Below are 25859 nucleotides of genomic sequence, written 5' to 3' on the forward strand. Positions count from 1 at the left end.
TCAGCTTCGCAAGTTCCTCCTCCAACTCATTGCTACAACGCAAATCAGCGACGCCACAAACGTTGTTGGCTCGGGAATTGTCTGTGGACTAGCCAGCATTCCCACCTCATTTCCGAAGTGTCTTTGCCAGATCAAGAAATCCCGACCATCAGCGGTCGCACTCCCATCAAAATCCCCGCCTGCCCAACCAGCACTCGTGCCATAGTTTGCCTGCCAGATGCCGAGGTCGGTTCCGTCGACATTCCCGTCTAGGTTTGCATCGCCATATTGCGTACCAAGCAGGTCAAACAAGGTATCCACATCTTGGGCATCGACAAAGGAATTTCCGTCTAGGTCGAAGACTAGATCACTGCTTTGGGTCGCAGTTGCCGCGAGCAACGCATCAATATCGGCGGCATCGAGCTTGTCATCCGGAAGATTGTCCGTATCGAGAGGACTCACGTCCCCCCAAAGCCTCAACTGAGCGAAGTTCTCATCGAGGTAGGTACTCACAGCGGCAATGGCAGCGGTCTTCATTGTGCCCGGTGGGCCGTTGTATAGAGCCACGTAATGCGGCCGTGCGATTTCTCGCTGTGAATCGCCCGTGAGATCCATATTGAACTCGAAGCCCGCCAGAAAGACTCCGGTACTGGCCGGTGTAACAGGGGTGTTGTCTAAGTCGAAATCGAAGATCAAATGGCTGTGAATTGCACCGGTGCTGTCAGTTGAGGTGAAATCATATCCCGCCAAATCTTCGGCAGTGCCTGTGGCTATTGCAGAGCCATTTGCCGGCGAGCGAACTTCAAGAAAATCGTGGGGATTGACAACTGGCGCGAAGGAGACGGAATCGGTACCGTCCCAATAAAATAAGTTCGCAGCGGGGCCATCTTCGATGCGGAAGGCCTTCAAGTCGAATCCGACCGACCGATTGCCAGGGAGTGGTTGGTACTCGCTATTCCCTGCGTAATACGAGTCGTCCGCATCCTCTGCGCGAAACCCTGGATTCACATCCACAAACGGAGCCAAGCCAGCGATCTCGTTCACATGGAATCGCAGTCCGGGCCCCGGCGTGCCGTTTTGCCCCGGGTCGTTGGCTCCCCGCCCGGTAACAAGAATTCCAGACTGTTGAGTGAGGAAAATGTCAGCATGAAAGGCTCGCGCCGAGGAAACCGCAAGCGAGAGGTTGAGCGTAAGGAGCAAGTAGGCAAACTGGCGAATCATAGGAGTACTTTCTTTAATTTGTCACAGGGCGGGCAAAGTTTACCTGCACAGTTTCCTCAGCGCACCACTGGCGAATTTCTTCTGCTGAGACCGCTGTGACATGGCCGTCGCCATAGAGATAATTGGCCAGGTTGCCTGGATGTCGCTCTGCAGCGACTTCGGCCGAGAACGCATTCCAAACAAGTGGTTGGTCGGCAGTGCGATAGTGAACGTTGTACCAATTGAACCAATCCCAAGTGTGTGTGTGATCGACATCGACCTTATCACCCGCCTCGAACATCAGAATCGCGCGAGAAGTCTCGGCGATATCCCAGAGGTTTCTTACAGGCTCGAAACCCTCGACGCCGATGTCGACTGCCAGAAATCCGTTGAGCACATAACTGGTCTCGCGATCACGCAATCGCTCCTCTCCTCGTGGGTCCTCTGGGCAGATACGAATCGAATCAACGCTTTCCAGGTGTGGTGCCAGAGTATAAATCCAGGATTGCTTGTCCCCAGAATCGTGGCCGTCCACCTTGGGCAGTTCGCCGTCGTGGGCGTTCGCGAATTGGTGAATCGCCAGTCCGATCTGGCGCATATTATTAGAGCATTGAGTCCGCCTGGCAGCCGCCCTCGCGGCCTGCACGGCCGGTAGCAGTAGTCCAATCAATACTCCTATGATGGCGATCACCACCAAGAGTTCTACGAGCGTAAAAGCTTTGTGTGCGCGCACGTGTTCACCCCATGAAGACATTAAATACATTACAAAACACGAGTAAGAATCGAATCACAACACGCAAATAACTGCGCAGCAATTCACAGAACCTCAAGGCAAAGAAACTACGATCTAACAGAGATGCGTAGCATGCCCACTAGAATTAGCAGGTTGGGGGTCCACGACCTGGGTGGATCCCCAGGAGAGGGGAGACATAGGAGGAGGCCATGGCCGGAGGAATCGTGGGAACGACGTCCACACAGTCACTAGCCACTTGAAAAACAAATTGCGATTGAGCCTGTACTAAAAAAGCACAAATGGGGCAATCTTCTTCAGCGAGGACTAGCTGGGCTTGGTCCTCTTGATCGCTTTGCGAATTGGAGCCGAAGTATGATGGTGAACGGTGATTCCCGTGGGCAACGAAACTATCAAAGGAGGATGAATCAGTCGATTGATGACAAACTCCGTCATGGCAGTGTCCGCAGCCCCATAGAGAGTGCAGCCCATATCCCAATACACCAGCAGCACCATAAACTGCTAAGAGCAATCCGGCGACTAGGGGAAGATATCTCGAAGAAAACTGCACGTTCATACTGTTCAAATCTATCCAGCGGGAGAGCATAGGTCAAGCGATTTCTCCGCACAATCTGATGGTCCTCTCCACAACTGCTGCAGATTTCGATTGTCCATCGGTGCATTGGCTGGGGTAATTCATCATTCAAGCGATCTGAGGGTGTTCGGGGATTCGCTCTTAGCCTTCCGGGCCAAGTATTCACATAGTAAGGGTAGAAAGATGCCGTGGCAGTTGAGGCTGCCACGGCAATCTCATGCTCAGCGACTAGACTCTGCAAGAGCGGGGTCGTTGCGACACTACCATGCCTAGCACGCCAATAAGCCCTACTGCTAGGGTCGTGGGTTCAGGCACATGTTGAACGTCAAAGAAAAATCTGCCTGAGTTTCCAAAGTTTCCTGATAGATCAACTAGCTGAAACTCAGCCCAATAGTGACCCACGGGAGCTGATTGGTCTACCCAAAGCACGGGCGTCAATGAAAACATTTCATTCCCATTCCCTACGTGTTGATCTGCGAACTGAAACGCGTCAGGTTCGGTAGGAGTACCAATTTTCAGGTCCGATGAGCTTACACCTAAGACCTGTAAATGGATATGAGCTTCATCAAACGAGCCGTTCCAGCGACCGCCACTGCTGTTGAACAGCACGTCGTCCACCCCACTCAAGCTCTGCACGTTCGCCATTTCGAGATTGGAGTACTCGAGTCCTGAAACGTAATTTGTCGCGGCTTTCCCTGTGTAGGCACCGCTCCCTGGAAGCAAGGGCAATGGCTCCAGGTTCGTGTAGGTTTCAGGTATCCGATTGTTTCCATTGGTGTCGAGCAGCATGGGAGTTGCCGCTGTACCGGAATAGGAATAAGACCCAATTCCATGAAAATGGTTTCCATGATGGAACAATAAGGTAAGGCGATTGTGATTGGGATTATCTGGATATGCCCCGCCGCCATCGCCGCTAGGTGCGTCGAATGGCGTAGAGCGGCTATCGACACCCACAAAGAACTCAGCAGACTGGGCAGTTTCAAATGGCCACGACCAAGTCCAGGTAGCAACAACGATAAGTGTGAATGATAACAATTTCTTCATCAGTAGACTCCTTAATTGAAATTTACAGTAAATACGTGATTTACAAGGCCAGCCATGGAGTTGGTTGAAATCAGCGCTAAGATCAGCCGAAACGCACAAAACTCGCATTTGCAAATCATTTGCACAAATATAATGCAGATGCAATCAGATTGCAACAATGGGTTTGAAGAATTTGCCGAGAATCCGCCGCAATTGCCTGAGGAGATTTCACACGAGAGCAGAGCCAAGAGGCCCTATCAAGACCGACTACATTTTCCGCAGTGACCGCGCAGCAGCACTTCTGTAATCTGGCCTAATTTATCCCGCCGGGGTCCACGGCTGGGAGTAAGTTGAAAAGAGAAAGAATCCAAGCAGGTTACCTTGCCGCAATCTACGCACATGAAGTGCGGGTGTTCCAGTTCATCGGGACTAGATGAAGAGCGAAACTCAAATCGACGAACTTGGTCGCCGAGATCAAGTTTGGAGAAGAGGCCAGCGTCGGCCAATTCAAGCAGAACACGATAAATCGTCGATTGATCGAAAGCAGACTCACTCAGTGCGTCTGTGACTTCTCCGTGACTCGCAGGCTTTCCTGAGTCTGCCAGGTATCGCAGAACCGCTACACGAGCCGAGGTGCTACGGAGGCCAGACTCTCTCAGAATACCTTTGGCCCAGGCGACGTCGTGTTTTACATCGGTAGGCATAACCAAATCCATTTAGAAACTAATTCCATACGGCATTAGAGCGTTATTGCAGGTGAATTGCAAATGCAATTTACAGTTCACTCATTCTTGTCAATGCCACGGATCGTGAGATTCCATCCCCATCCAAAAGGCGCTGGGTAAGAGAAAACCAGGACAACTAGCTTTCCTAGTTCTGCTTACGATTGAGAATCACGGTTGAGACCGTCTAGGAGAACCACTTTGAACCCCTTGAGATGAAGCACGTTCGACACGCAGATTGACCTCATTATTCTCTTCCTCAATTGTCGCAGAGAGAGGAGAAAGTCCGAGTTGCGAAAACCGGATATCGACTACTGAGGACTCTTCAGTGTGAGAGGATTCATGAGTGTGGTCTCCAGGAGGTACGGCTCCAGAGCTAAAGTGCTGCACGATCACAACTCCATGCCGGCCCGCGACGGCACCATCGTCGTTGGTGAAAGTGCCCAAGACGAAGCGTCCCTGTTGATCAATTTTTCCACGAGCGGAGGGACCGGACTTCTCGGGAATGAATTCGATGACTCCGAAACGTACGGGCGTGCCATCAGCAAATTCAACCGTGCCGACTACAGGAAAGGTTGAGGGACGAGAATCACCACAACCGGAAAGCAATAGCAGTGAAAGAAAACATGCACAGAATCGCATAATCGAGCTGGGCCTAGATCGTCCGAGTGTTTTTTCGAATGCTATCAGAAAGATTCCCAAGGAGGCTCAGCGTGATCATCTCGGCGGCAAAGCTGCTGCAATACATGAGTGTCGATAAAGTTGTCCAAAGATCGGGTCGAGCCATCAGCAAGTACCATCGGGCAAACACCAGGATGCCAGCTACCGAATCCGATAACTGGAACTGTCTTGTCTTCTGGACCACGTGCTAGGGGTACTTCTGGACCTCCAATGCGAGCAAAAGCTGGAAGGTCTTTGCCGTTGTACATGGGACCATTTTCCGGAACTTGAGCGAGGCGCCCCGAGGGAATGTGCATCTCTCCAGCCAAAATCGTATTGCTAGCTCCGTCAGTGAGATCCTTATGACGAATCTTATGTTTCCAATTGATAGGGTCTGTTCCACTGCAGATCGGATCGCTCGAAATAATTACCCCAGTCCCAACTCCACCTCGCCAGTAGGCGAACAACCAATCTAGAGATCCTCCAGTATAGTCGCCATGATTCGCGGCATAATCGGTTACTGCACCACCGGTAAGTTCAACAATTTCAGATCCTCCGCATCCGCAGCCATAGGTGACTTCTTGCTCAACCAAGCCAGAATCAACTACCGCTTCACTAGCGCTGCGACGAGTAGGACAGACAAAGTTCGCAGAAACATAGTTTCGTGTGTAAGAATCATGGGACTCGTAGGGGGCATAGAGATTCCAACGGGAATAGTAATTGCCATTCTCGATGTAAGGAAGAATTCTGGCAAACCAAGAGGGCTGAGTAGTTTCGCAAGCTATGACAGAAGACGACTCACTGGCAAAGTATCCATACTCATCCTGGGTACGCAATCTTGCAGGAGGAAACGTTTGAGTCGCCTGCTCAAAGTGTATCACTGCCAAACCCAATTGACGAAGATGATTCTTGCATTCAGTGGCTCGTGCAGCCTCTCGAGCCGATTGAACAGCCGGCAAGAGTAATGATATCATCACCCCCACAATCGCGATTACTACCAGTAGCTCGATCAAAGTAAAGCCGTTGAAGCATTTTTTTCTTTTCATGAAATGGCCCCAGCGTGGCTGAATCGTACAACTCAAATGGTGAATCGGTACCGTTATCTAGTAGCGGGCAGAAAGTAGCTTCGCAGGCATGAATATAGTCTAGTCTAGCAGTGGGACGCACGCAAGAAAGGCTGCGATCTATAGAGGCCGTTTAGTCTCATATTTCATCTGTCATCTTGTCTTTGATCGTCAGATCAGTCACATTTCCCTAATATTCTCGATTTGGAAAGCTACAGTCCAAGCCACATAAAATGGAAACCTTTATTCTCATCGGAATCTTGTATAGGTATTTACTAGATATGATTCTAAGGTTCAATCGTCTCTTATTGTTCTTGTGCGCGATTACCGCTTCTTATGGTACTGCATCAGAGTTTCAGCTTGCGAAAGCACCCCTCGTGACACGCTGGGCGAAAGATGTCTCGCCGGAAAATGCCTGGCAAGAATATCCGCGGCCACAAATGGTGCGTTCTGATTGGACGAATCTCAATGGGCTCTGGGATTATGCGATTCGCCCTCGGAACGGCGAAAAGCCATCAGAGTGGGATGGGGAGATTCTGGTACCATTTGCCGTTGAATCGGCTTTGAGTGGAGTAGGCAAGACGGTTTCTCCAGATGAGAAATTGTGGTATCGCCGGAAGTTTTCCAAACCGTCTGTTCCTGATGGGGATCGCTTGTTGCTCCATTTCGGAGCTGTCGACTGGCGATGCAGCGTGTGGGTGAACGGCCAGCTGGTTGGCGAGCACGAGGGAGGTTTCGATCCGTTCAGCTTCGACATTACAAATGCATTACGCGACGGCAATAACGAAATTGTTCTAGCAGTTTGGGACCCGACCGATACAGGCACTCAGCCGCGCGGCAAGCAGGTACTCAAGCCCCATGGCATTTGGTACACGGCTGTGACAGGCATCTGGCAAACGGTTTGGCTTGAGACAGTGCCGAGTGATCACATCAAGTCCCTCAAGATTGTTCCGGATGTTGATGCGGGTAGCGTTCATGTCACGGTAAACGCTACCGGTGGCAAACGTGTGCGAGTGGTGGCAAGCGATAAGGATGGCAGCTCTGAAGCGGAAGGCAAGGTTGGAGATGATACAGTTGTCAAAATCGAAAACCCCCAATTGTGGACTCCCGATTCGCCCCATCTTTACGACCTCAAAATCGAATTGTTGGACAATGAAAAGGTGGTTGACACAGTCGATAGCTACTGCGGCCTGCGCAAGATTGAAGTTCGCAAGGATGATATGGGGATCAATCGGCTTTTTTTAAATAACGAGGAGCTCTTTCAATACGGCCCCCTTGATCAAGGTTGGTGGCCTGATGGACTGTATACCCCTCCCACGGACGAGGCGATCAAATTCGATATAGAAAAGACCAAGCAATTTGGCATGAACATGGCACGCAAGCATACCAAGGTCGAATCGGCACGGTGGTACTACTGGTGTGACAAACTCGGCTTGCTCGTTTGGCAAGACATGCCATCGGGGGATGCTGACAAGACAGATGAGAGCAAAGCGAACTACCGCCGAGAACTGAAGGCGATGATCGACACCTTGCACAATCATCCCTCTATTGTCATGTGGGTCCCATTCAACGAGGGCTGGGGACAACACGATACTCAGGAGGTGGTGGCTTGGTTGGAGGCGTACGATCCTAGCAGACCTATCAATGAAGCGAGCGGCTGGCATGACCGTGGCAGCGGCCTCATTTCTGACACACATAGCTATCCCGGCCCAGCCATGCGACCGATGGAAGAAGATCGTGTTATTGTGCTCGGCGAATTTGGCGGGTTAGGAATGCCAGTTCCAGGACACACATGGCAAGATCAGGCCAACTGGGGCTATGTTTCCTATCAGACTAAAGAAGAACTGACCGATGCCTACGTGGCTTTGCTCGATGCGATGCGATTTCTGATCGGACAAGGTTTGTCCGCCGCCGTGTATACGCAAACTTCGGACGTGGAAATCGAAGTGAACGGATTACTCACCTATGATCGAGAACTGGAAAAAATGGACTCTGCGAAAATCACCGCGGCTGCCAAGCGACTCTTTGAGCCTCCACCAACGCTGACAGAAATCGTCCCGACGAGCGAAAAAAGTCCGCAAACATGGCAATACACCACGATTGAGCCAGCATCAGACTGGATGAATTCCGGCTTCGACGATTCAAACTGGCAAGCGGGTCAGGGAGGTTTCGGCACCGAGGGAACGCCAGGGGCTGTCATCGGGACAATCTGGAACACAAGCGACATTTGGTTGCGGAGAAGTTTTCAAATTGACTCCGAACCGGAAGCAGACGATGTGTATCTGCGGGTTCATCACGATGAAGATGCCGAGGTTTACCTCAATGGGAAGAGAATTGCAAGCCTTTCCAAGTACACCACCGACTACAAATACATCCCGCTCAAAGCGCCCGCAGAATTGCTTTTCGGTGAAAATAGCCTTGCTGTCCATTGTCACCAAACCGGTGGCGGTCAATTCATTGATGTTGGTCTGGTTCTGGCAACTGAACAAGAATTACCAGAGGATCCCGACGCAATCGATTAGTCACGTGTGAATCTGCCTACTGTCGCTTCAGCCAAGACTGGTTGTGTGGAAAATTGTCCAATCCCAACAACAACTCGAAATCGGTTTCATGGCGTGACCAGTGGTACGAGGTCATCTTCGAGGCCGATACGCCTGCCGGACGAGCCTTCGATATTGCATTGCTCGTGGCAATTCTGGTAAGTGTTATCGCGGTGATGCTCGATAGTGTAGATCACATACGCGCTGAACACCGTAAGTTGCTCCAGGGAATAGAGTGGGTCATCACTATTCTGTTCACGCTGGAGTACATTGCACGGATTGCATGCTCGCGTCGGCCAATGGGATATGTGCTGAGTTTCTATGGCATCATCGACCTGCTGGCTATTCTCCCGACTTATTTGATGGTTTTACAGCCTGTGTTGTTTCATGGTACGCATCAATTTGCAATTGTGCGTTCGCTGAGGTTGTTGCGAGCTTTCCGCATTTTCAAGCTCGGTCACATGCTTTCCGAGGCAAAGGTCCTTCGGCAGGCTGTCTGGCAGAGTCGGGCTAAGATTGCCGTGTTTCTTTCAGTCGTGATCATTGCAGTGGTGATCGTCGGCTCGATGATGCATGTGATCGAAGGGCCGGAAAATGGGTTTACGTCAATCCCGCAGAGTATGTACTGGGCGGTCGTGACGATGACGACAGTAGGCTATGGCGATATTGCGCCCCAGACGGTACTTGGAAAGACGGTCGCTGGTGCAATGATGATCTTGGGCTATAGCTTGATCATCATTCCCACCGGGATCGTATCGGCTGAACTCGCCAATGCGGCAAACAAACCAGCGACGACCCGCCTCTGCCCCGAGTGCTTCAGTGAGGGGCATGACTCTGACGCCGTGTTTTGCAAATACTGCGGCAGTCGATTGGTGAGCTGAGCAGGGGAGTTGGCCGATAGCGTGCCTTCATGGTCCTGCTCGTGCGCCTATTTTGGAATGTCTGCCCTTATTCTTCGTCAAGCCACTTCCAAGCGTCATCAATCTGGTGGACGTCAAAATACTTAACTTTCGCCATAGTGAAAGGTTTGCAGACCTTAGCCATCCACTCTTCCCATTTTTTATCACCCACCAGAGCGATGCGTTTGAATTTAGTGCAATGGGTAGTATCGAATTTGATATCGTCCCACAGAGCATGCGCATCCCAGCCCTGGAAGTCTTCGAACTGGGCAAGCAAGTTGACCTTGCCTTCTTCAGCAATTGCGGCATCCACGAGGGGAACAAACGTCTTGTAATCTTCGTCATGAAGTTTTCCTGAAAGTTTGAAGCCAAGAACTTTCTTTGAGTCATGGTTGAGTGGTTCGATCATGTGTGATTCTCCTTTTCGAGGAAAGAATAGTCAGTTGACGACAAACCGTAGCATACGAGAATTGCAATCGGTTGTCACGCTCTTTCGATTTACAATCTGACACGCGTAATGGCTGCGAAATGTTGCATTGTCGCATTCTAAGGATTCAGTGGCGGCAAATGGGGATGTGCCTGATATCGAGAAGAGGTTTCTCGCTTCGAACCTAGAAATGCGTTCGCCAGTTTCCGGCCGTCCCACGGATGGTTGGTTCGTCCAGAATAGAGAATACTTGCCAATTCTTGAATCGCATCATTCAGCTCGCCAGAGGTTCCAGCTCTCGGCACGGTGAGCCATGCTTCGTAAGCCTCTTTCGCATTATTATGATGACATGCCTTGAGTAATCGGCGCGTAGCAACTCGCTCAGGGGCATTGTAAAACTTGAAGATCCAGTTGACTCCTGCTCGGATCGCCAGAATTACAGCACAGACCGTGATGAGGACAAGAACCCAAGCCCATGGATTATGTTTTTCGCTTGCTGTTGTTTTGGAACTCTGCGGTGAGGCGGCGACTTCAAACGTCACTGCTGGGAGTTCTTTCGATTCAAGCTGCTCAGACTTGGGATTCCACCAGACAAACTTGATGGCGGGCATTTTGTAGGTTCCTGCTTTTTCCATCAAATAGGTGAGTGTCTCGGTGCGAGACCCCTCGAATGCCCCCCGCTCGGTGTTGTCCTTCACCACGGGATTACTGGGATAGACATGGATACCCTCTGTTGTGGTGTTGGGAACTGGCGGCAGCGCCATGCCAAGCACTTGATCTGCGTGTTGGCTGATAGTGCGTTTGAATACGGAGCCTACCTTCGCTGCTCCAGGCTTTGGATCCCACGTTTCCGAGACATCCAGGGATTCGGTGGTAATGAGAAATCCGATGCTGTTGCTGCCGGGAGGACGCTCAATCTCGACCGACAAACTAGGAACCTTGCCCTCCACCTCAGTAGCGGGACCACTGAATCCTTTCCTTTTACCGTAGCGTAGGGGAAAATCAGGGATCACTACCTTGCCCGATGTTTGCGAGAACAGACTAAACTCGTGCGTTTGTACGAACCATTGCTTGTCTTCGATTTCCTTGGAAGAGACACTCGCGTTGCCAACACTTAGGATGATCGTGCCAGGCACATTCGGTAGCGAAAATGTGGTCGCGCCTCCAAATGAACCTAAGACGCGGATGTCGACGAAAAAGGAAACTCGTTCACCCGTCCATGCCTTTGGTTCAGGCACGCGGATCACCACCGGATCGACGGCAGCAAAACAGGTGGCGGCGGTTTCGCAGAAAGCCAGGAGAGCAAGAGTCGTCAATCTCACGGTGTGTCTCCTTCCTTGCGTTGCGCATCCTGGTAGGCAAACTTCGAGCGCAGGAAGTCGGCCGGACGGGTTTGCACCTTGCGGAGCCAGAGAGCCTGCATGCCGGCATCGGAGAGTTTGTCTCCCCCCGCGACCTCGGTAAACTGGTCGTCAGGTTGCTTATTCCTGTCGAAGACAAATTCGTCAGCCCCCATCTCACCGTCAGTCATATCTCCTCCTTTTTTCTCCAGCATCTTGGCGCGCGCCTGGGCGAGCTTGCGATTCTCCTGCGCCTCTTTCCAGTCGGGACGTTTTTCGAGCGCTTTGTCGTAGCTCGCTACGGCGTCTTCGTACTTGCCGAGCATTACCCAGGAATTACCTTGGTTGTAGTGTCCATCGGCCGTGTTGACTCGAGAAAAAGTTTGCGCGGCTTGTTTGAAATCGCCAGCGCGGAATTCTGCGACCCCCTTCCAAAGCGGATCGCGAAAGGCATCTGCCGCCGTGTCAAACTCGCCGCAATTGAAATAGTGCTGGCCCAGTTGATCGGGAGTGTACCAGAGGCCCATCCAGGAGAAGGCGATTAAGAGGGGTAGTTGTTTCATGCCACTCCCCTTGCTGCAGTTTCCTGGCGGAAGACAAATAGGAACAACAGTGCGACAACTGGTACGAGGTAGTAACCCATTTCCATCCAGTGGTCCGATTCGTCGCCTGCTACCATCAGCGGGGCGCGGGCGGCAGTTTGCACGATCTTTTTTATATCGGAATCGTCAGGGGTAAATTTCTGTACCGAGGCACCGATGCGTTTGGCGGCTGTGAGTATCGAGGTTTGCTCTGGAGAGTCTGGTGAATCGATGGCGAGAATCTGAATCGGCAGGGCAACTGCTTTGGCCGCTTCTGACAGGGCGGGCAGATCGGTAGCAATCGAGTCGGCGATCACAAGTATGCTCCCACTCGTTTCGCTCTCCGCCAGAATTCGTTGAGCCTCGAGCAATGCCAGGTCGAGTCGATCCCCCGGCTCGGGCATGATCTCTGGCGAAATCTCGTTGGCCATCTGCCGAACGACATCCGTGTCTCGTGTCGGCGGCAGCACCAAGTGGGCACTTCCGGCGTAGGCGATCAGCCCGAGTGGTTGGCCCTTTCGCTCGGCAGTGAGATCGGCGAGTTTTAGTTTGGCTCGCTCGAGTCGCGATGGCTCAGGATCGGCAACGTTCATACTCGCTTCCGCTTTGAGCAGGACTACCAGTGGCGTGGCATCGTCGGCAAAGGGGTTAGGCGCCAGCCGCCAGGTCGGACCCGCGATTGCTACAACCGTCAACAGCCAAGCAGCCAACAATTGAGCTTTGGTTGCCCGCAAGTTGGCTTCCTTTCCTACTACGAGTGCAGAAAGTAGCTCTGGATCGATTTGTTGACGCCAACCTTGCAACGGATCGGTCTTTCGCTGCCAGAGCCACCACAGGCCGATTGCCAATAGCGCCAGCAGCAGCCAGGCGGGGCGGAGGAAATGGAAATTTGTGAGTAGCCCACTCATGTGACCACCTCCAGTTTGCCCGAGAGTGGGTCAACACGAACGAGTTTGTTCTTAGCTATCGGTGCGGCTAGTTTCGCTCTGTTGATTAGTTGAAGTCCTTTGGCTACGAGCGAGAACAGCAGTGCGGCAAGCAGGGGCCAATAGTAGAGATCCCGCCGCGGACGATGACTCACTTCGCTGATTTTCCGGGTTTCGATTTTATCGAGTTCGTCGTAAATGTGGCTTAGTGCCTCACGGTCGGCTGCGAAGAAATACTTGCCACCGGCAGTGGTTGCAACATCGCGGAGAGTTTGTTCATCGAGTTTCTCTTCGCCGACAGTTTGTGGATCACCGATCGCGACGGTGTGGATACGGATGTCGCGCTCCTTGGCCACCCTGGCGGCTTCCACAGGGGGCACTTGGCTGGCCGTGTCATTCCCATCCGTGAGCGCGATGATCGTTTCGACTGGGGCGTCACTGTTCTCGAACAGATTGATTCCAAGCCCGATTGCATCTCCCAGGGCAGTGCGAGGTCCCGCCATCCCAACCGAGGTTTCATCGAGCAAGCTCCTCACGAGTTTCAGATCCGTGGAAAAGGGCGCTTGCAGAAACGGCGCACTCCCGAATACGACCAACCCAACGCGATCCCCCTGGCGGTGGATCAAAAAGTCACCCACTACCTGTTTTACTGCCGTCAGGCGGTCGGTTTTCATTCCTTCCTTGTCGACGAAATCCTCGTGGTCCATCGACCCCGAGAGATCGACCAGCAGCAATAGATCGCGCGTCGGCACGGTCTTCTCGATCGGTGGCTCAAGCCATTGGGGCTTAGCCAGGGCGGTCACGATCAGCAACCAGACTAAGCCGGTTGCAATGAGTTTTCCCCATCTGCGAGTAATCTGTTCGACTCCGCCGCCACCAGAACTTGCCGACTTGATGCGCTTCCCGAAGGGAACCCTGACCGCCAAGCTCGGGACCGGTGGTTGAGGTACCAATTTCACCAGAATCCAAGGCAACGGTACCAGCAAGAACATCCAGGGATGAGAAAGGATTAACATGTCAGCTAGAATTACTATCGCAAATTTGGTGGTGTTCAATCCAATGCGCAGTGTAGTCGCGAAGCATCTCCTCCGATCCAGTCGGAGGCTGAGCGATATAGGGTCCAGAAACTAACAGACGACGGATATCGGAAGGGGTCTCTTCAGGAGATCTTTCGTAGAGCCAGTTTACCCAGTTGTCGCCCGTCATTGCTGCGATGGTATTTCTCGGTGTAAATGCCAGCGCACAACGCCTGAGGATTTCACAGATCGCGGCGACGTCTTCCGCGGATTCAAGATCACGTAGGGCTTCGCGGCGGTACGCATTGGCCTGCCAACGTTTCCATAGCGTGTAGCCAATGTAGCTTGCCAGCGCCAGTATCGCCACGATCAGAACCCACCAGCCTAATGCCAGCGGCCAGGCAGCCACCTCGGGTGGCAACTCGATGTCGTGCAAGCGATCTAGGTTGGTGTCGTCGTCCATTAGTGCGTAGCAGAGTGTCGGCCGAACAGGTCGCGTAGTTGGTCTGCGATGGGAAAGGCGGTGGAGATGGGCATGATGGGAATTCGGAGACCCCGGAAAATAGTCATCCATCGGTCTAGAATTTCCGTGAACGAATGCTGGAAAGCTTCTTCAAAAAACGTTCCGAGCGGCAACTCAAACTGCTCCTTACCACTTGCCGCCACCATCCCGGGTTGCGACTGGAGCGAGGCTCCCAGGGGATCGTAAACAGCGGCGATCAAGACATCGTTGTGAGCTTGCAGCAGCGTAGTGAGTCGCTGGGTTTCTTGGTCTGCTCCATTCAAGTCGCTGATCAACACCACCAAGTAGTCGTGCTTTGCAAATCGAAGGGCCGAATTGAGAGCGTCGTTGAGCGATGTATTTCCGGTCGGTGGTTCCTTGCTAGCGAGCAGTTGGTTTTGTCGTGCGATCTCATTCAGCAAGTGCAACACGCGTGTCTGACTCCGATGGGGACGCACTTCGACCATCGCAGCATCGTTGAATACGATTCCGCCCACACGGTCTCCGGTACGCAATGTCCTCCAAGCAGCCAGTGCTGCGAGTTCCGCCGCCGCGACCGATTTCATGCACCGCCGACTCCCAAAGAACATCGTGCTACGCTGATCAACCAGCAGCAGAACAGGCCGTTCGCGTTCTTCGCTGTAGACGCGAACCTGTGTCTCGCGGAGTCGAGCGGTGGCTTTCCAATCGATCGAGCGGATGTCGTCGCCTTGTTGGTAGCGGCGCAATTCCTCGAAGGAGAGGCCGCGTCCGCGAAGACGCGAAGCGTGGCGCCCTGCGAGCAAGGATGTCACGGGCTGTCGGGGGAGAAACGAGTATCCGTGAGCTTTCGCTTTAAGGCGAACCATGTCTTCCAGCGTGATCGTTGTCTGGCCAGCCATCAGGTTTCGTTCACACGGGGACCACGGCTTCAAGGAGTTTTTCGACAACGTCGTTGCGCGTCTTGCCAATGGCTTCGGCTTCGTAGCTCAAATGGAGTCGATGCGCTAAACAGGCAGGAGCAACCGCTCGAATATTCTCAGGAGAGACAAAATCCTGGTCGTGCAACCAGGCGTGAGCACGGGCAGCGGCATCCAGGGCGATTGTACCCCGCGGACTGGCACCAAGGCGGATCCATTTTTCCAGGTCACCGCCGTAGCGCTGCGGTTCTCGACTGGCGATCACTAGATCGACCATGTACTTCTCAGCAGCGTCGGCCACATGGATCGAGCCAACTTCCTTGCGCGCCGCAAAGATGAGGTCTTGCTCGATCTTCGGTGGGGGCTCGGCAGCGTTGCCCGTTTTCTCTGCACGCACGAGACGCATGATCGCCGCTTCGTCTGCAGCGGGAGGATAGGGGACGTTCACATAAAGTAGAAAGCGATCCATCTGCGCTTCGGGCAGCGGGTAGGTCCCCTCTTGCTCGATCGGGTTCTGAGTTGCTAGCACCAGGAACAAGGCTGGCAGATTGTGAGTTTTTCCAGCCACGGTGACCTGGCGTTCCTCCATCGCCTCCAGAAGCGCCGCCTGTACCTTGGCAGGAGCACGGTTGATCTCATCAGCCAAGATCAGATTGCCGAAGATGGGGCCCTGTTGGAATTCAAAGGTGCCATTTTGTTCGCGATAGATTTCCGAGCCGGTAACGTCGGATGGCAGCAAATCGGGTGTGAACTGCACCCGACTAAAATCACTATTCACCAGGTTGGATAGCGTCTTGATCGAACGCGTCTTGGCTACCCCGGGTAGGCCTTCCATGAGGACGTGGCCATTTGCGAGCAGTGCCAGGAGCATTCGTTCGACAACCGTCTCCTGACCAATGATCGCCTCGTTCATGGCAATTTGGATCTGATTGATTGCTTCGCGAGGAGTCATCTAAATACCACGGACTCTATGAAAAACTAAGAAACTAGCAGTCCGTGATAGTATCACGGATAGCAGAAATAAAAAATGGGCCAGAACGATTGGGAAACCCCGTGCCGTTCTGGCCCTGATTGAGTGGTAGAAACAATCGAGTCCTATTTGGTAGCTTCTGAGAGCTTCCTCATCACATCATCAAGGTTGAAACTCGAAGGCTCCTGGCGTGGTGGAAAATCTTGAAACGTTTTCAAGAAATTTCCTGTAAACTGCTGGGCAGGGACCAATAAGAACGCATGGTCCAGCAGCCAATCGTAATAAGTATTCGAAGTGATATTGGCCTGCTCATAAGGATCCGCCCTTAAGTCGAACATCAAGGGAAGTCTCAGCGGAGTAAAAGGCTCGGCCCAAACTTTCAGGGTGCCCGGTACTCGTTGTTCCAGGAAAACGAGTTTCCAGTTCTCAAAGCGCAACCCGACAATCTGACCATCGTCATTGAAGTAGAAGAATTCCTTGCGTGGAGACTTCTCTTCTTTGCCAGTGAGATAAGGCAAAATATTGTAGCCATCCAGGTGGACTTTGAAGGATTTTCCAGCGGCCTGATAGCCCTGCTTGAGTTTCTCTTTGATGTCTGTATCTCCAACCGCCGCCAGAAACGTCGGCAACCAGTCGAGACCACTTACGATTTCATTGGAAACGCTTCCCGCCTTGATTTTTCCAGGCCAACGGATCATTGCCGGTACGCGGAAAGCACCTTCCCAGTTGGAGTTTTTCTCATTACGGAAAGGACTCAATCCAGCATCTGGCCAACTATTCTTGTGGGGGCCATTGTCTGTCGTGTAGAGCACAATGGTATTGTCAGCGATGCCGAGTTCATCGAGCTTTTTAAGCAACTTGCCAACGTCACCATCGTGTTCGAGCATGCCGTCTGCATACTCGGTCCGGGCGGTCAGGCCAGGCTCGTCGCGTAGTGAGTCTCGCACATGCGTACGGAAGTGCATTCGAGTGGCATTCCACCAGCAGAAGAAAGGCTTGTCGGCCTTCACCTGACGCTCGATGAAGTCGACGGCTGCATCAGAAGTTTCGTCATCGACGGTCTCCATCCGCTTCTTAGTAAGCGGACCAGTATCTTCGATTTTACCGTCCGCCGTTGAATGGATGACGCCACGAGGGCCGAACTTCTTGCGAAATTCAGGGTCTTGTGGATAGTTGCGGTTCTCAGGTTCTTCTTCGGCATTGAGGTGATAGAGATTGCCAAAGAACTCATCGAATCCGTGATTGGAAGGCAAGAATTCATCCTTATCACCCAGGTGATTCTTACCAAACTGACCAGTCGCATAGCCATGAGGCTTTAGCAATTCGGCGACTGTGGGATCTTCTTTCTGTAAGCCGAGGTCGGCTCCAGGTAACCCAACCTTGGAAAGACCTGTGCGGTAAGTGCACTGTCCTGTGAGAAATGTCGAGCGGCCTGCCGTGCAACTCTGCTCGGCATAGTAATCGGTGAAGATCATGCCGTCTCTGGCAATGCTATCGATATTCGGTGTGCGATAGCCGACCAGTCCCATGGTGTAGGCAGAGACGTTCGTCTGCCCAATGTCGTCGCCAAAGATCACGAGGATGTTCGGCTTGCTGTCCTGCTGAGCATGAAGGTTGGCTGCCAGCAGCAGCAAGCTCAGCACAGTGAGAGAATTCAGTATTTTTCTCATGTCGATTCTCCGAAGTTAATGTAGAAAAGTCCCAAGAGACAAGAGAATGTTATCATTTTCTCCACGCAATGCAATTTATCCCAGGAGGAAAATCGGACTTTTTTAGCAACAGAAATCGATAGGCACCTTAAAAGGATTTCTATCGACAAGAGCAATATGAAGATTGTGTTGCGAAACCTCGACAGCAGTAGAATCCGCTTCTTCGTCCGGTTTCATCGTTTGTAATACCTTTTCATATCATCACTTGTGAAGTGTTACGTTCATGGTCACTATGTCGTCTGTGAATTCTAAGGGAGCTCGATCAAAATAGTCGCGAGAAACCGGCGAGCCGAGATCGATACCGACATCGAACGTCTCACTGGCACTGAAAGCCGAGGGGACTGAACGCTTGGTTGTTATGTTGGCGACATTTTGTCCATCTACATCCATGGCCACCGTGAGTGGTGCGCCTGGCTTCTCAAGTATTGTGTCGATGACGATAGTATGCTTCCCAGCTGCAAGGGGTATCTCGGATCGGACAATGTACCGCTCGATGATGAACAGGATGTATTCGAAGACCAAGTAGCCATCGTCCAGATAGCAAGTCAGACTGCCAGCTGCGCCGCCGAGTGCGTACAGCACACCGTTGGCATGTTCGTCGACTTCCAACTCGATAGTGACATGATTGCTTTTCTTGCCCAGACTCGGTGCTGTGAACTCTGGCATGCGACAAGTCCCGCCGGCCAGCGATCGAAGGGACCCGCAGGGTTAATCTCCATTTCCGGGGTGTTGTGCCACTTCCCAAAAATCGCTGTAGCATAGTCGTTGTCTTTTAGGGTCTTTGAAACTGGTGCGGTGCTTAGAGGGATGATCCCCGTGTAGCCAGCCATGGTCGGGAACTTCCAGAATAGTCGTGATACAGTTCATTGCGATAGATTGGCGGCCCTGATCATAACGGTTTACCTGATTATTGAATCTTCGCAGGCAAAAATTCAAAGGGTTCGGTATCTTGAAAATCCTTTGTAACGTTAGCCGAGAAGATCGCCCCATCGCTGATGGTAAGCTTCTTCACCGGGGCTGATGCTTGGAAATCCAAATCTTCCACATCGATCCAGAAAATGCTCGGGCTAAGAGTGGATTCGAAGTAGTAGCGTTTGTTCTTGTGGTCAGAGACGCTTCGCCAGCGTGTTGAGGAAATGTTCGGCTGACCAGGAGTGGAAATTCCCAAGGGAACCGAAGCATTGCGAATCACACCAAAACAGCTTGCAATAGCGTCTTCGATCTTGGCGGTCTGGGGAACTGCATTGATATAGAACGAGGCGCGGACAAAGCGATCGGCCGCGCGGTTTGTGCCGGGCAGCATGGTCGTGCCACCGATCTCCTGCCAGTATTCGTTCAGCGCAAGCTGCTTGTCGTAGATCGGTGAATTGGTCATCACTTGATACTCCTTACCGTGGTGGATTACCAATTTACCGCCGATATACTCGAATATTGCCGAATCTCCAGTGGGGTCGGAAATAGCAAGGTGTACGGTTCCCTCGTGTCCATCCGGCGACATGACCGGTACAACATAAAAAGGCTCCTTGCGTATGGCCTCCACCGCTTCCGCGACGGAGGCGAATTGATCAAGAACATACTGCGACCAAACGGAGATGCATAGCGGTGGTCTCGCCTCGTTTGTTGTGGGCTGGGGGTATTCGGACTCAGCGAGGTAGAGCAGACTCGCGACCAGCCCTTTTTCGTTCATGCCGTCGGCTGTGGCGGCATCGAATGCAGTGGCAATGACGCTGCCATACTTTGAAGTCCAGGTGATCGACTTGGGTCCGCAGGCACCGTTGCGATTAATGCCTCTAGGAAAAATCCATAAGTTGGTGCCGATATCCGAAGCCCAATCCATACTGCGTACTGTGATGATGGTATCTTCCGGGCCAAGATAGACAGCGCGGGTACAAGCTTTGGCTTGAGCAGAGAACAAGGCAAAGACCAAAGCGAGGCGAAAAGCGACGTGTGTCACTTGGCAGGGATCAAGTTCATTCATATGAATTACAATCACTTGCAGATTCTAGGATGGGTAGGCTCACATCACGATTTTCATCACTACCGGTCGATTGTAGTGGTATTTCCCCCAAAGTGTAGTCGTCCAATATGAAATATTGGGGAACAAACTTACGAGTTTCAATAGAGTTGGGAATTCACAGCGCGGTTTTGACACGATATGCGCGAGAAAAGACAATCAATGCGCGGGCCAACATGCGACTATTTGTCGCAATCAGAAGGGGACTGAATTCCCTAGAATGCAAATTGAATTTGCGTGCGGAACAACCAGCCGATGTCGCCGGGTGACATGTCCAAGGAGTCAGAATTGATGGGGGCACCGTTGATGTAGGTTGCGTCTGCCGTCAGCTTGGCATGTTGATCACGGATGTACCAGGCGAATCCTCCTGCGATTTCTTCGGAGCACTCATCTGCGACACCAAGCGTTCCCGAGTTGCCATCCACACGCGACCACCGCGTTAGAAGCTCAAGTCTTCCAGGAATGACAAACTTCCCGAGTTGAAACCAAAATCCATGATCGAACAAGTTCGGAATTGCCGCACCTTCGATATCATTAATGTAGCGGAAGTAGTATTCGAAAGTTTGCGACCACCCTCGCCACTTGCACGAGTGATTGACCGCATAGAGATTCACGGTGTATTGATCCACACTCAATGGCAGGATCGAGGCAAGCGTCTGCCCGGAATCGACGACGCGAATACTATCGAACTCAGTCATGCCACTTCGGTTGATCGTCGAATCGGCCCAACCAGCCCCGATTCGGGTTGCCAGAGTGTCGTGCCATTCGAAATCGGCCAACTCACTTGATCCCCAATCGCCAATAGGAAAAGCCATGAGACGGGCAGAGTAAGCAAAGTTATCATCGAGGTTGCCGCTACTGCCGGTTTCTGCACCACCGGTCACTAAACCGTTGAAGATGGCTGTCTCCCAATACCAAGGGATAATCAATCCATCAACCGTTCCATAAAGACCCCAGGCCAAACTACGGTTCGCGTCAAAATACATACTGGACATCGACCGATCGGTGAACTCGAATTGCTTTCCTGAAAGATAGCGTGCCAGAGAATACGGAATCTTGTACTTGCCAGTCTTGAAACCGAGAGTTCCGGGCTCGTACCCCAGCCGATGGTGACCAATGTCATAGGTCATGTAATAATCCAACAGTCTCAGATTATCACCGCTACTACTACGCCCATCTAATTGAAAAAAGTATTGAAAGTCGGGAGTGAAGGCACTACCAGAGATTACGATTCGAGCTCGTTTCAATTGGAATTGGTTCTGGTCAGGGTTCGTACCCTGCGAGTTAAACTCCGTGTGCCGCAATTGGCCCCAGCCGTTGACTCTCCAGACGAACGGTATGTCGGAGGTGTCGATGTTAAGCTGTCGCGGACAGGCAACAACAAAGCCATCATCATACCCAGACCTCACTTCGCTCGGCCAACCGATATCGTTCGGCGTTTCATACATTGCAGGATAGGAAGCTGGAGTGACGACCGTCGACTCCTCTGCAGTCGATGGTCTAATATCAGAAGAGTCGAGCTGAGACGGCAAGAGTTCCGTTTCGTAAATCGTGTTTTCAACTGTCGGTGGGAGCGAGATAAACTCTTGTGCGCACGTTGTTCTGAGCCATCCACCAATCGCTATTATTCCAACCAGCATGGGTGCAAACCACAATCGCTGTCGTTGGTAGGCTAATGGTGAATTCATAATCCGCAGATCACTACAACGCGTAGATTGATTATCTTTACTTACGAGAAACTACCGCTCACTGCGCGCAGTCACACTTTGCTTGATCGGCATAATCCCTAGAGTTTCTGCAGTTTGACAACTCGCAGTGCTAGCTTGAGAGTGCTAGCACGGGGGGAAGGGGGGATTTTGAAGGAGTAATTGCCTTGCTTCAGGGAAGCCAATGCAGCACATCGCGCACTACGCTCCAGCGAGGTGAGCGCTGCTTTGCTCCGTCTCCTTCGATCCAGAAGCTGCGCAGACTATCAACAGCCCCGTCCAGCCTTTCAAATTCCAGCCAGCCGTCGAGAAAGCGAACCCATTGGACATCGTCTGGACGTACTGCCATGGCTACTGGCCTCCGTACGATTGGCCGGGGAGTTACCACCGTATGCTCGGGGTACAAGACATTCCAAGTTGCACCTTCTTCGGCGGCCATAATAAGTCCATCGAGATTCTGTTGGTTCTGGTCAAAAAACGAACCAATCGAATCGATCACGACAATCTCAGCATCGGGTAGTTTACGCCGTGCTACTACGGCCATGTCCTTGTAGACGACCCCCAAGCGAAGTGTGGTAGGCATCTCAGAATTGTTCCAAGTATCGAACTCACCCCGTCGGTGGTCCGGTACGACTATCGCTATCGTGGCGGTTTGGTAGGGCTGAGTGAATCCCACGGTCTTCAAACGCTCTAGATTCACGATCAGACCACCCAACGCGATATCGATTTCGCCGGTTTCCAGTTGTTCGGAAACGGTATTATAGGAAAAGGGAACAAATTCCAACTTGACACCGAGACTTTCTGCCAAGCGGTGCATCAGCTCGACATCCAATCCAACTAAATGCTGCTGATTGTTGAAGAAAGAAAAAGGCAAGTGGTCAGGATGGTAACCAACTCGCAGCAAGTTTTCTGCCTTGACTCGCTCAAGGGTGGGTAACTGCGATGGTGGGCGAACGGTCACGTCGTCCCGCGATTGATATACCTGGACGTCAGCATAGGGGTCGGCGATCTCCATTGCGAGAAGGCGTTGATCGAGATCATATTCCGGAGTAGTTGTCGCCAGATACCATCGGCTGACTGCAAACGCGGTACAGGTACAAGCGAACAGAAGCAGAGTTGAAGCTGCAAGTGTCCACCAGTTGACGCGCAGTCTCTTTTGCAGGATTTTCGTGACTAGTATCGTGACCACCATCAAATGGAGTACACCTACGACATCAGCAAGCCGAGTAGTGGCAAAACCTGGCAGGATAAACAAAGCCATGAGGTCTTGCGGCAAATGAAATTGGTCGAGTTGGTAAGGAATGGTGATGAGCGGGCTAGCAAAGCTCGAGAGGGTTCCCGTGGCAGCCATCCCAGCGGTTTGCGATGGGCTTAAGCCGCGCCCCACGTACCAGGCTCCGAACGAGACGAAGATAAACGCAAACAACTTGCCGAGATGAGGAACTGAATAAGCCAAGGGCACCAAAACACCAGGCGTAGTTTCTCCGATGTCAGTCGTCGAGTCTTCATCCTTCTTGAGTAGTTGCTCACACTTTTCTGCTATCTGTGGCAACACCACAAACAGTTTTCCCGTGGCAATGACTGTGAGTAAGGGCTCCTGAGCGGCGTGGAATAAGTCACGGTACCGAATCTCTGTGAAGCTGCAAACAATAAGCGGGAGTACTCCAAACGCAGCGATCACACAAGCGATCGTGAACATGATCAAATAAGCTTGTAGGCGTGATAATTCCTCAATTCGTATCGTTCCCGCGGCGGCCGCAGAGAGAGCGAACAGGCCAAGCGGCGCAAGACGAATGAGAAATAAGTTGACTCGCCCAATCGCATCGGAACACACATCGAGGAAGTCGAGCAGTTGCTCCTTGCCGCGAACCAACATCAGCGAGCAGCCAAAGAAGAGGCAAAACACGACCACAGCGGGCACATACTCATCGGCCAGAGACCGAAATATATTCGTCGGAACAAACTGGGCCAAGGCATCCGAATCTCCGATTTCGTACCGGTTGAGACTGGGGCTATAGAAAGAAGCGCCTTTAATGGCAGGCAAGATGCATGAAACCAGCACAATCAAGAGAACGCCGATGAGGCCCATCGCGAGCAACACCGTGAGTGCAGCCACTCCTAGCTTCTTGGCTCGATCGACATCTAGTCTCCCCATCTTGGCAATCAAAGAAAAAACCAAGTAGGGAAGCACTGTCATCTGCAATAATCCCACGTAGGCTTTACCGATGACGTCAAGCTTTTCGCAATACTCTCCAAAGAATACTCCACAAAGAATCCCCAATAGCAACCCTAGGGCGATCCAGAGTCCCATGTATCCTGAACGGGGAGTTCGTTCCTCTGTAGAGGTCTTTTGTGGAGGCGTGTTCATCTGCCGTCTGAACCTATTGAGATGTTATGAAAGTTGTCAGACATGGGGCGACGATTCATCCAGTTTCAATCAAAACAGAGTTCAAGAACAGATCAAGTCTGTAAATCACTTTACGGCAGAGGGACAGGAAACGCTCTCCCGACAAGTTGTTTTACAAAAAATCCCCTCCACGAGTTCACCGTGGAGGGGATAGGTTGGTGGGTCAAAAGAACGATAGAGAGCCTAGTGCTACTTTGTCGCACCCTCCGGTTCTTCCAATCGCACCATGAGCCACTGCTGAGTTGATCCGTCGTCGAAATGGATCAATGCAGGAGCAGTGTCTTGGGTGAGATTGCTGATGCCCGTTTCCATTAACGGACGGGTTTGATCGACGACAGTCCAGGCAGCCCGTTGGCTCTCCTTGTCGACCATCCCTTCTAGATTCTGAACAGTATCGGTGGAGGTATTCTGGAGAGTGCCAGAGATAATACCCTCTTTGCTCACGGCCAACTGCACGAACATCGTAGGATCTTCGTCGACGTCCTCGCCGTCGTTTGTCAGCGCAAATACGCCCAACGGCATCCAGTCGTCTTCAGCAGGTTGGACATCCGGAATACTCGTGGCGATCTGTTCTGCCTGATAGGCATACTCGTCAGCAGAGCAGAGCGGTTCATTGTTATAGTAGACCGTATCGTCCTGATAATAGACATTGTCTCCGTAATTGTAGTACTGAGGTTGGCTCCAACCCCAAGGCAGCCAGCTACTCAGTGCCCCATAGGTGGCGACACCCCAGTAGTTAAACCCAGGCGCGTAGGCATAGCGGCCTGGATATCTTCCCCACCATGCGTTGTTATACCACCCACCGTATCTACCACCCCAATTCCTGTTGAAGTTGGCATTGATATTGGTGTAGTGGTTGTTACGCCAGGAATTCCACTGGTTGTTGTTGGGCCTACGGTTTGGTCGATGGTTTTGAGACCACCCATCACCGGGACGTCCTGGTCTACCGGGTCTGTTGCCGTCACCTGGACGCCCAGGCCGATCTCCTTCTCCACCACCAGGACGGCCGGGACGATTTCCATCGCCACCCCCAGGTCTTCCAGGGCGATTACCTTCACCACCGCCGGGACGACCGGGACGATCTCCGTCTCCGCCACCCGGGCGGCCGGGACGATCACCTTCACCACCGCCGGGACGGCCGGGGCGATTTCCATCTCCGCCCCCGGGTCGACCAGGCCGATCTCCTCCAGCCCCAGGCCTGCCAGGTCGAGTGCCCGGCCCGGCAGGAAGCGTTGTGGGACGATTATTGAAAAAGTCATTCGCAGCACCACCGGAGGGTCTTCCCGAACCAGGTTGTCGTCCAGGTAGAGTCGAAGGTCTGCCACTTCCAGATGGCCTGCTTGCTAGGGAAGGTCTTCCCCCACCGCCACCGGGTAAATCTAGAAAATTGTTGAGGTCTCCTCTTGAAGGTCTTCCACCTGCACCGGGACGACCACTTGCCCCACCGGGCTGTGGGCGGTTTCCACCGAGATTGGGCCGTTGCCCTGGAGAACCGGAACCCGGTCGACTTCCAAGATTGGGCCGATTTCCAGGCGCAACTCCGCCGCCGGTATTGGGCCGATTTCCAGCACCACCACCTACGTTTGGCCGGTTTCCGCTAGGTCGACTAATATTCGGGCGATTTCCGGAAGGACCACCCACGTTCGGCCGATTCATCGATGGCCTTGGAGCAGGGCGAGGAGAGGGACGACTCACACTCGGTGCACGATGCACTGCTCCACCACCACCACCACCACGACTCATGCCGCCCCCTCCACCACGGGACATTCCACCACCACCGCCACCACGATGCATTCCGCCACCTCCACCGTGTCCTCCTCCGCCACGGCCACCACGGGCCACAACATCACCGGTGGAATAGATCAAGAGCGTGAGCCCCACAGCCAACGTTAGTAGAATATTCTTATTCATCGAAACACCTTTTGAATTTAATCGGGATTGAAAAGCGCC

The 25859-nt window shown here is 52.4% G+C and carries 21 protein-coding genes and 1 pseudogene; 2 read left to right on the plus strand and 20 right to left on the minus strand.

Annotated elements, in window-relative coordinates:
• The 6 genes and pseudogenes from Pr1d_RS11975 to Pr1d_RS12000 form a co-directional block, all read right to left on the minus strand.
• Entirely contained in the window at positions 1–1200 is a 1200-nt protein-coding gene (locus Pr1d_RS11975; protein WP_148073748.1) for a hypothetical protein, read from the minus strand.
• 499 nt (positions 1201–1699) lie between these two features.
• Positions 1700–1933: pseudogene (locus Pr1d_RS26260) on the minus strand (type II secretion system protein); the annotation flags it as partial.
• Positions 1934–2732: 799 nt separating this feature from the next.
• Positions 2733–3548, minus strand: a complete 816-nt coding sequence (locus Pr1d_RS11985; protein WP_148073750.1) for an all3515 family Zur-repressed PEP-CTERM protein — start codon at positions 3546–3548, stop codon at positions 2733–2735.
• 236 nt (positions 3549–3784) lie between these two features.
• On the minus strand, positions 3785–4231 hold the full coding sequence (locus tag Pr1d_RS11990) for a Fur family transcriptional regulator (protein WP_238476694.1): 447 nt from the start codon (positions 4229–4231) through the stop codon (positions 3785–3787).
• Between the two features lie 189 nt (positions 4232–4420).
• Positions 4421–4891: a hypothetical protein gene (locus Pr1d_RS11995; protein WP_210417963.1), complete on the minus strand. Its 471-nt coding sequence runs from the start codon at positions 4889–4891 to the stop codon at positions 4421–4423.
• A 44-nt stretch (positions 4892–4935) separates the two neighbouring features.
• The gene (locus Pr1d_RS12000) at positions 4936–5955 is read right to left on the minus strand and encodes a DUF1559 family PulG-like putative transporter (protein ID WP_148073752.1); all 1020 of its coding nucleotides are present in this window, start codon (positions 5953–5955) and stop codon (positions 4936–4938) included.
• A gap of 395 nt (positions 5956–6350) precedes the next feature.
• Here Pr1d_RS12000 and Pr1d_RS12005 point away from each other — a divergent pair, with 395 nt between their 5' ends.
• Together Pr1d_RS12005 and Pr1d_RS12010 are read left to right on the plus strand one after the other, a co-directional pair.
• Positions 6351–8495, plus strand: coding sequence for a glycoside hydrolase family 2 protein (locus Pr1d_RS12005; protein ID WP_210417964.1), 2145 nt, complete (start codon positions 6351–6353; stop codon positions 8493–8495).
• 53 nt (positions 8496–8548) lie between these two features.
• The gene (locus Pr1d_RS12010; protein ID WP_148073754.1) at positions 8549–9394 is read left to right on the plus strand and encodes an ion transporter; all 846 of its coding nucleotides are present in this window, start codon (positions 8549–8551) and stop codon (positions 9392–9394) included.
• A 67-nt stretch (positions 9395–9461) separates the two neighbouring features.
• Here Pr1d_RS12010 and Pr1d_RS12015 read toward each other — a convergent pair whose 3' ends face one another.
• The 14 genes from Pr1d_RS12015 to Pr1d_RS26475 form a co-directional block, all read right to left on the minus strand.
• On the minus strand, positions 9462–9821 hold the full coding sequence (locus Pr1d_RS12015; RefSeq protein WP_148073755.1) for a SpoIIAA family protein: 360 nt from the start codon (positions 9819–9821) through the stop codon (positions 9462–9464).
• 137 nt (positions 9822–9958) lie between these two features.
• Positions 9959–11161, minus strand: a complete 1203-nt coding sequence (locus tag Pr1d_RS12020; protein ID WP_168205196.1) for a BatD family protein — start codon at positions 11159–11161, stop codon at positions 9959–9961.
• Entirely contained in the window at positions 11158–11742 is a 585-nt protein-coding gene (locus Pr1d_RS12025) for a tetratricopeptide repeat protein (protein ID WP_148073757.1), read from the minus strand. Before Pr1d_RS12025 ends, Pr1d_RS12020 begins: the two co-directional genes overlap by 4 nt.
• On the minus strand, positions 11739–12668 hold the full coding sequence (locus Pr1d_RS12030) for a vWA domain-containing protein (protein ID WP_148073758.1): 930 nt from the start codon (positions 12666–12668) through the stop codon (positions 11739–11741). The genes Pr1d_RS12025 and Pr1d_RS12030 overlap by 4 nt, the downstream gene beginning before the upstream one ends.
• On the minus strand, positions 12665–13702 hold the full coding sequence (locus Pr1d_RS12035; protein WP_148073759.1) for a VWA domain-containing protein: 1038 nt from the start codon (positions 13700–13702) through the stop codon (positions 12665–12667). The genes Pr1d_RS12030 and Pr1d_RS12035 overlap by 4 nt, the downstream gene beginning before the upstream one ends.
• A gap of 1 nt (position 13703) precedes the next feature.
• Positions 13704–14165, minus strand: coding sequence for a DUF4381 domain-containing protein (locus Pr1d_RS12040; protein ID WP_168205197.1), 462 nt, complete (start codon positions 14163–14165; stop codon positions 13704–13706).
• Positions 14165–15085, minus strand: coding sequence for a DUF58 domain-containing protein (locus Pr1d_RS12045; RefSeq protein ID WP_148073761.1), 921 nt, complete (start codon positions 15083–15085; stop codon positions 14165–14167). Before Pr1d_RS12045 ends, Pr1d_RS12040 begins: the two co-directional genes overlap by 1 nt.
• 10 nt (positions 15086–15095) lie before the next feature.
• Positions 15096–16055, minus strand: coding sequence for an AAA family ATPase (locus Pr1d_RS12050; RefSeq protein WP_148073762.1), 960 nt, complete (start codon positions 16053–16055; stop codon positions 15096–15098).
• Positions 16056–16198: 143 nt separating this feature from the next.
• The gene (locus tag Pr1d_RS12055) at positions 16199–17743 is read right to left on the minus strand and encodes an arylsulfatase (RefSeq protein ID WP_148073763.1); all 1545 of its coding nucleotides are present in this window, start codon (positions 17741–17743) and stop codon (positions 16199–16201) included.
• Between the two features lie 240 nt (positions 17744–17983).
• A complete protein-coding gene (locus tag Pr1d_RS12060) occupies positions 17984–18448 on the minus strand; it encodes a LamG domain-containing protein (RefSeq protein WP_210417965.1) in 465 nt (154 codons plus the stop codon).
• Positions 18449–18689: 241 nt separating this feature from the next.
• Complete coding sequence (locus tag Pr1d_RS12065; RefSeq protein WP_148073764.1) at positions 18690–19760, minus strand: linear amide C-N hydrolase; 1071 nt, start codon at positions 19758–19760, stop codon at positions 18690–18692.
• 251 nt (positions 19761–20011) lie between these two features.
• On the minus strand, positions 20012–21484 hold the full coding sequence (locus Pr1d_RS12070; RefSeq protein ID WP_148073765.1) for a porin: 1473 nt from the start codon (positions 21482–21484) through the stop codon (positions 20012–20014).
• Positions 21485–21674: 190 nt separating this feature from the next.
• Complete coding sequence (locus Pr1d_RS12075; RefSeq protein ID WP_168205198.1) at positions 21675–23813, minus strand: cation:dicarboxylate symporter family transporter; 2139 nt, start codon at positions 23811–23813, stop codon at positions 21675–21677.
• A gap of 285 nt (positions 23814–24098) precedes the next feature.
• Entirely contained in the window at positions 24099–25820 is a 1722-nt protein-coding gene (locus Pr1d_RS26475; RefSeq protein ID WP_168204974.1) for a hypothetical protein, read from the minus strand.
• Positions 25821–25859: the final 39 nt, after the last annotated feature.

Origin of the sequence: Bythopirellula goksoeyrii (assembly GCF_008065115.1) — a bacterium.
In the GTDB taxonomy this organism is placed as follows: Bacteria; Planctomycetota; Planctomycetia; order Pirellulales; family Lacipirellulaceae; genus Bythopirellula; species Bythopirellula goksoeyrii.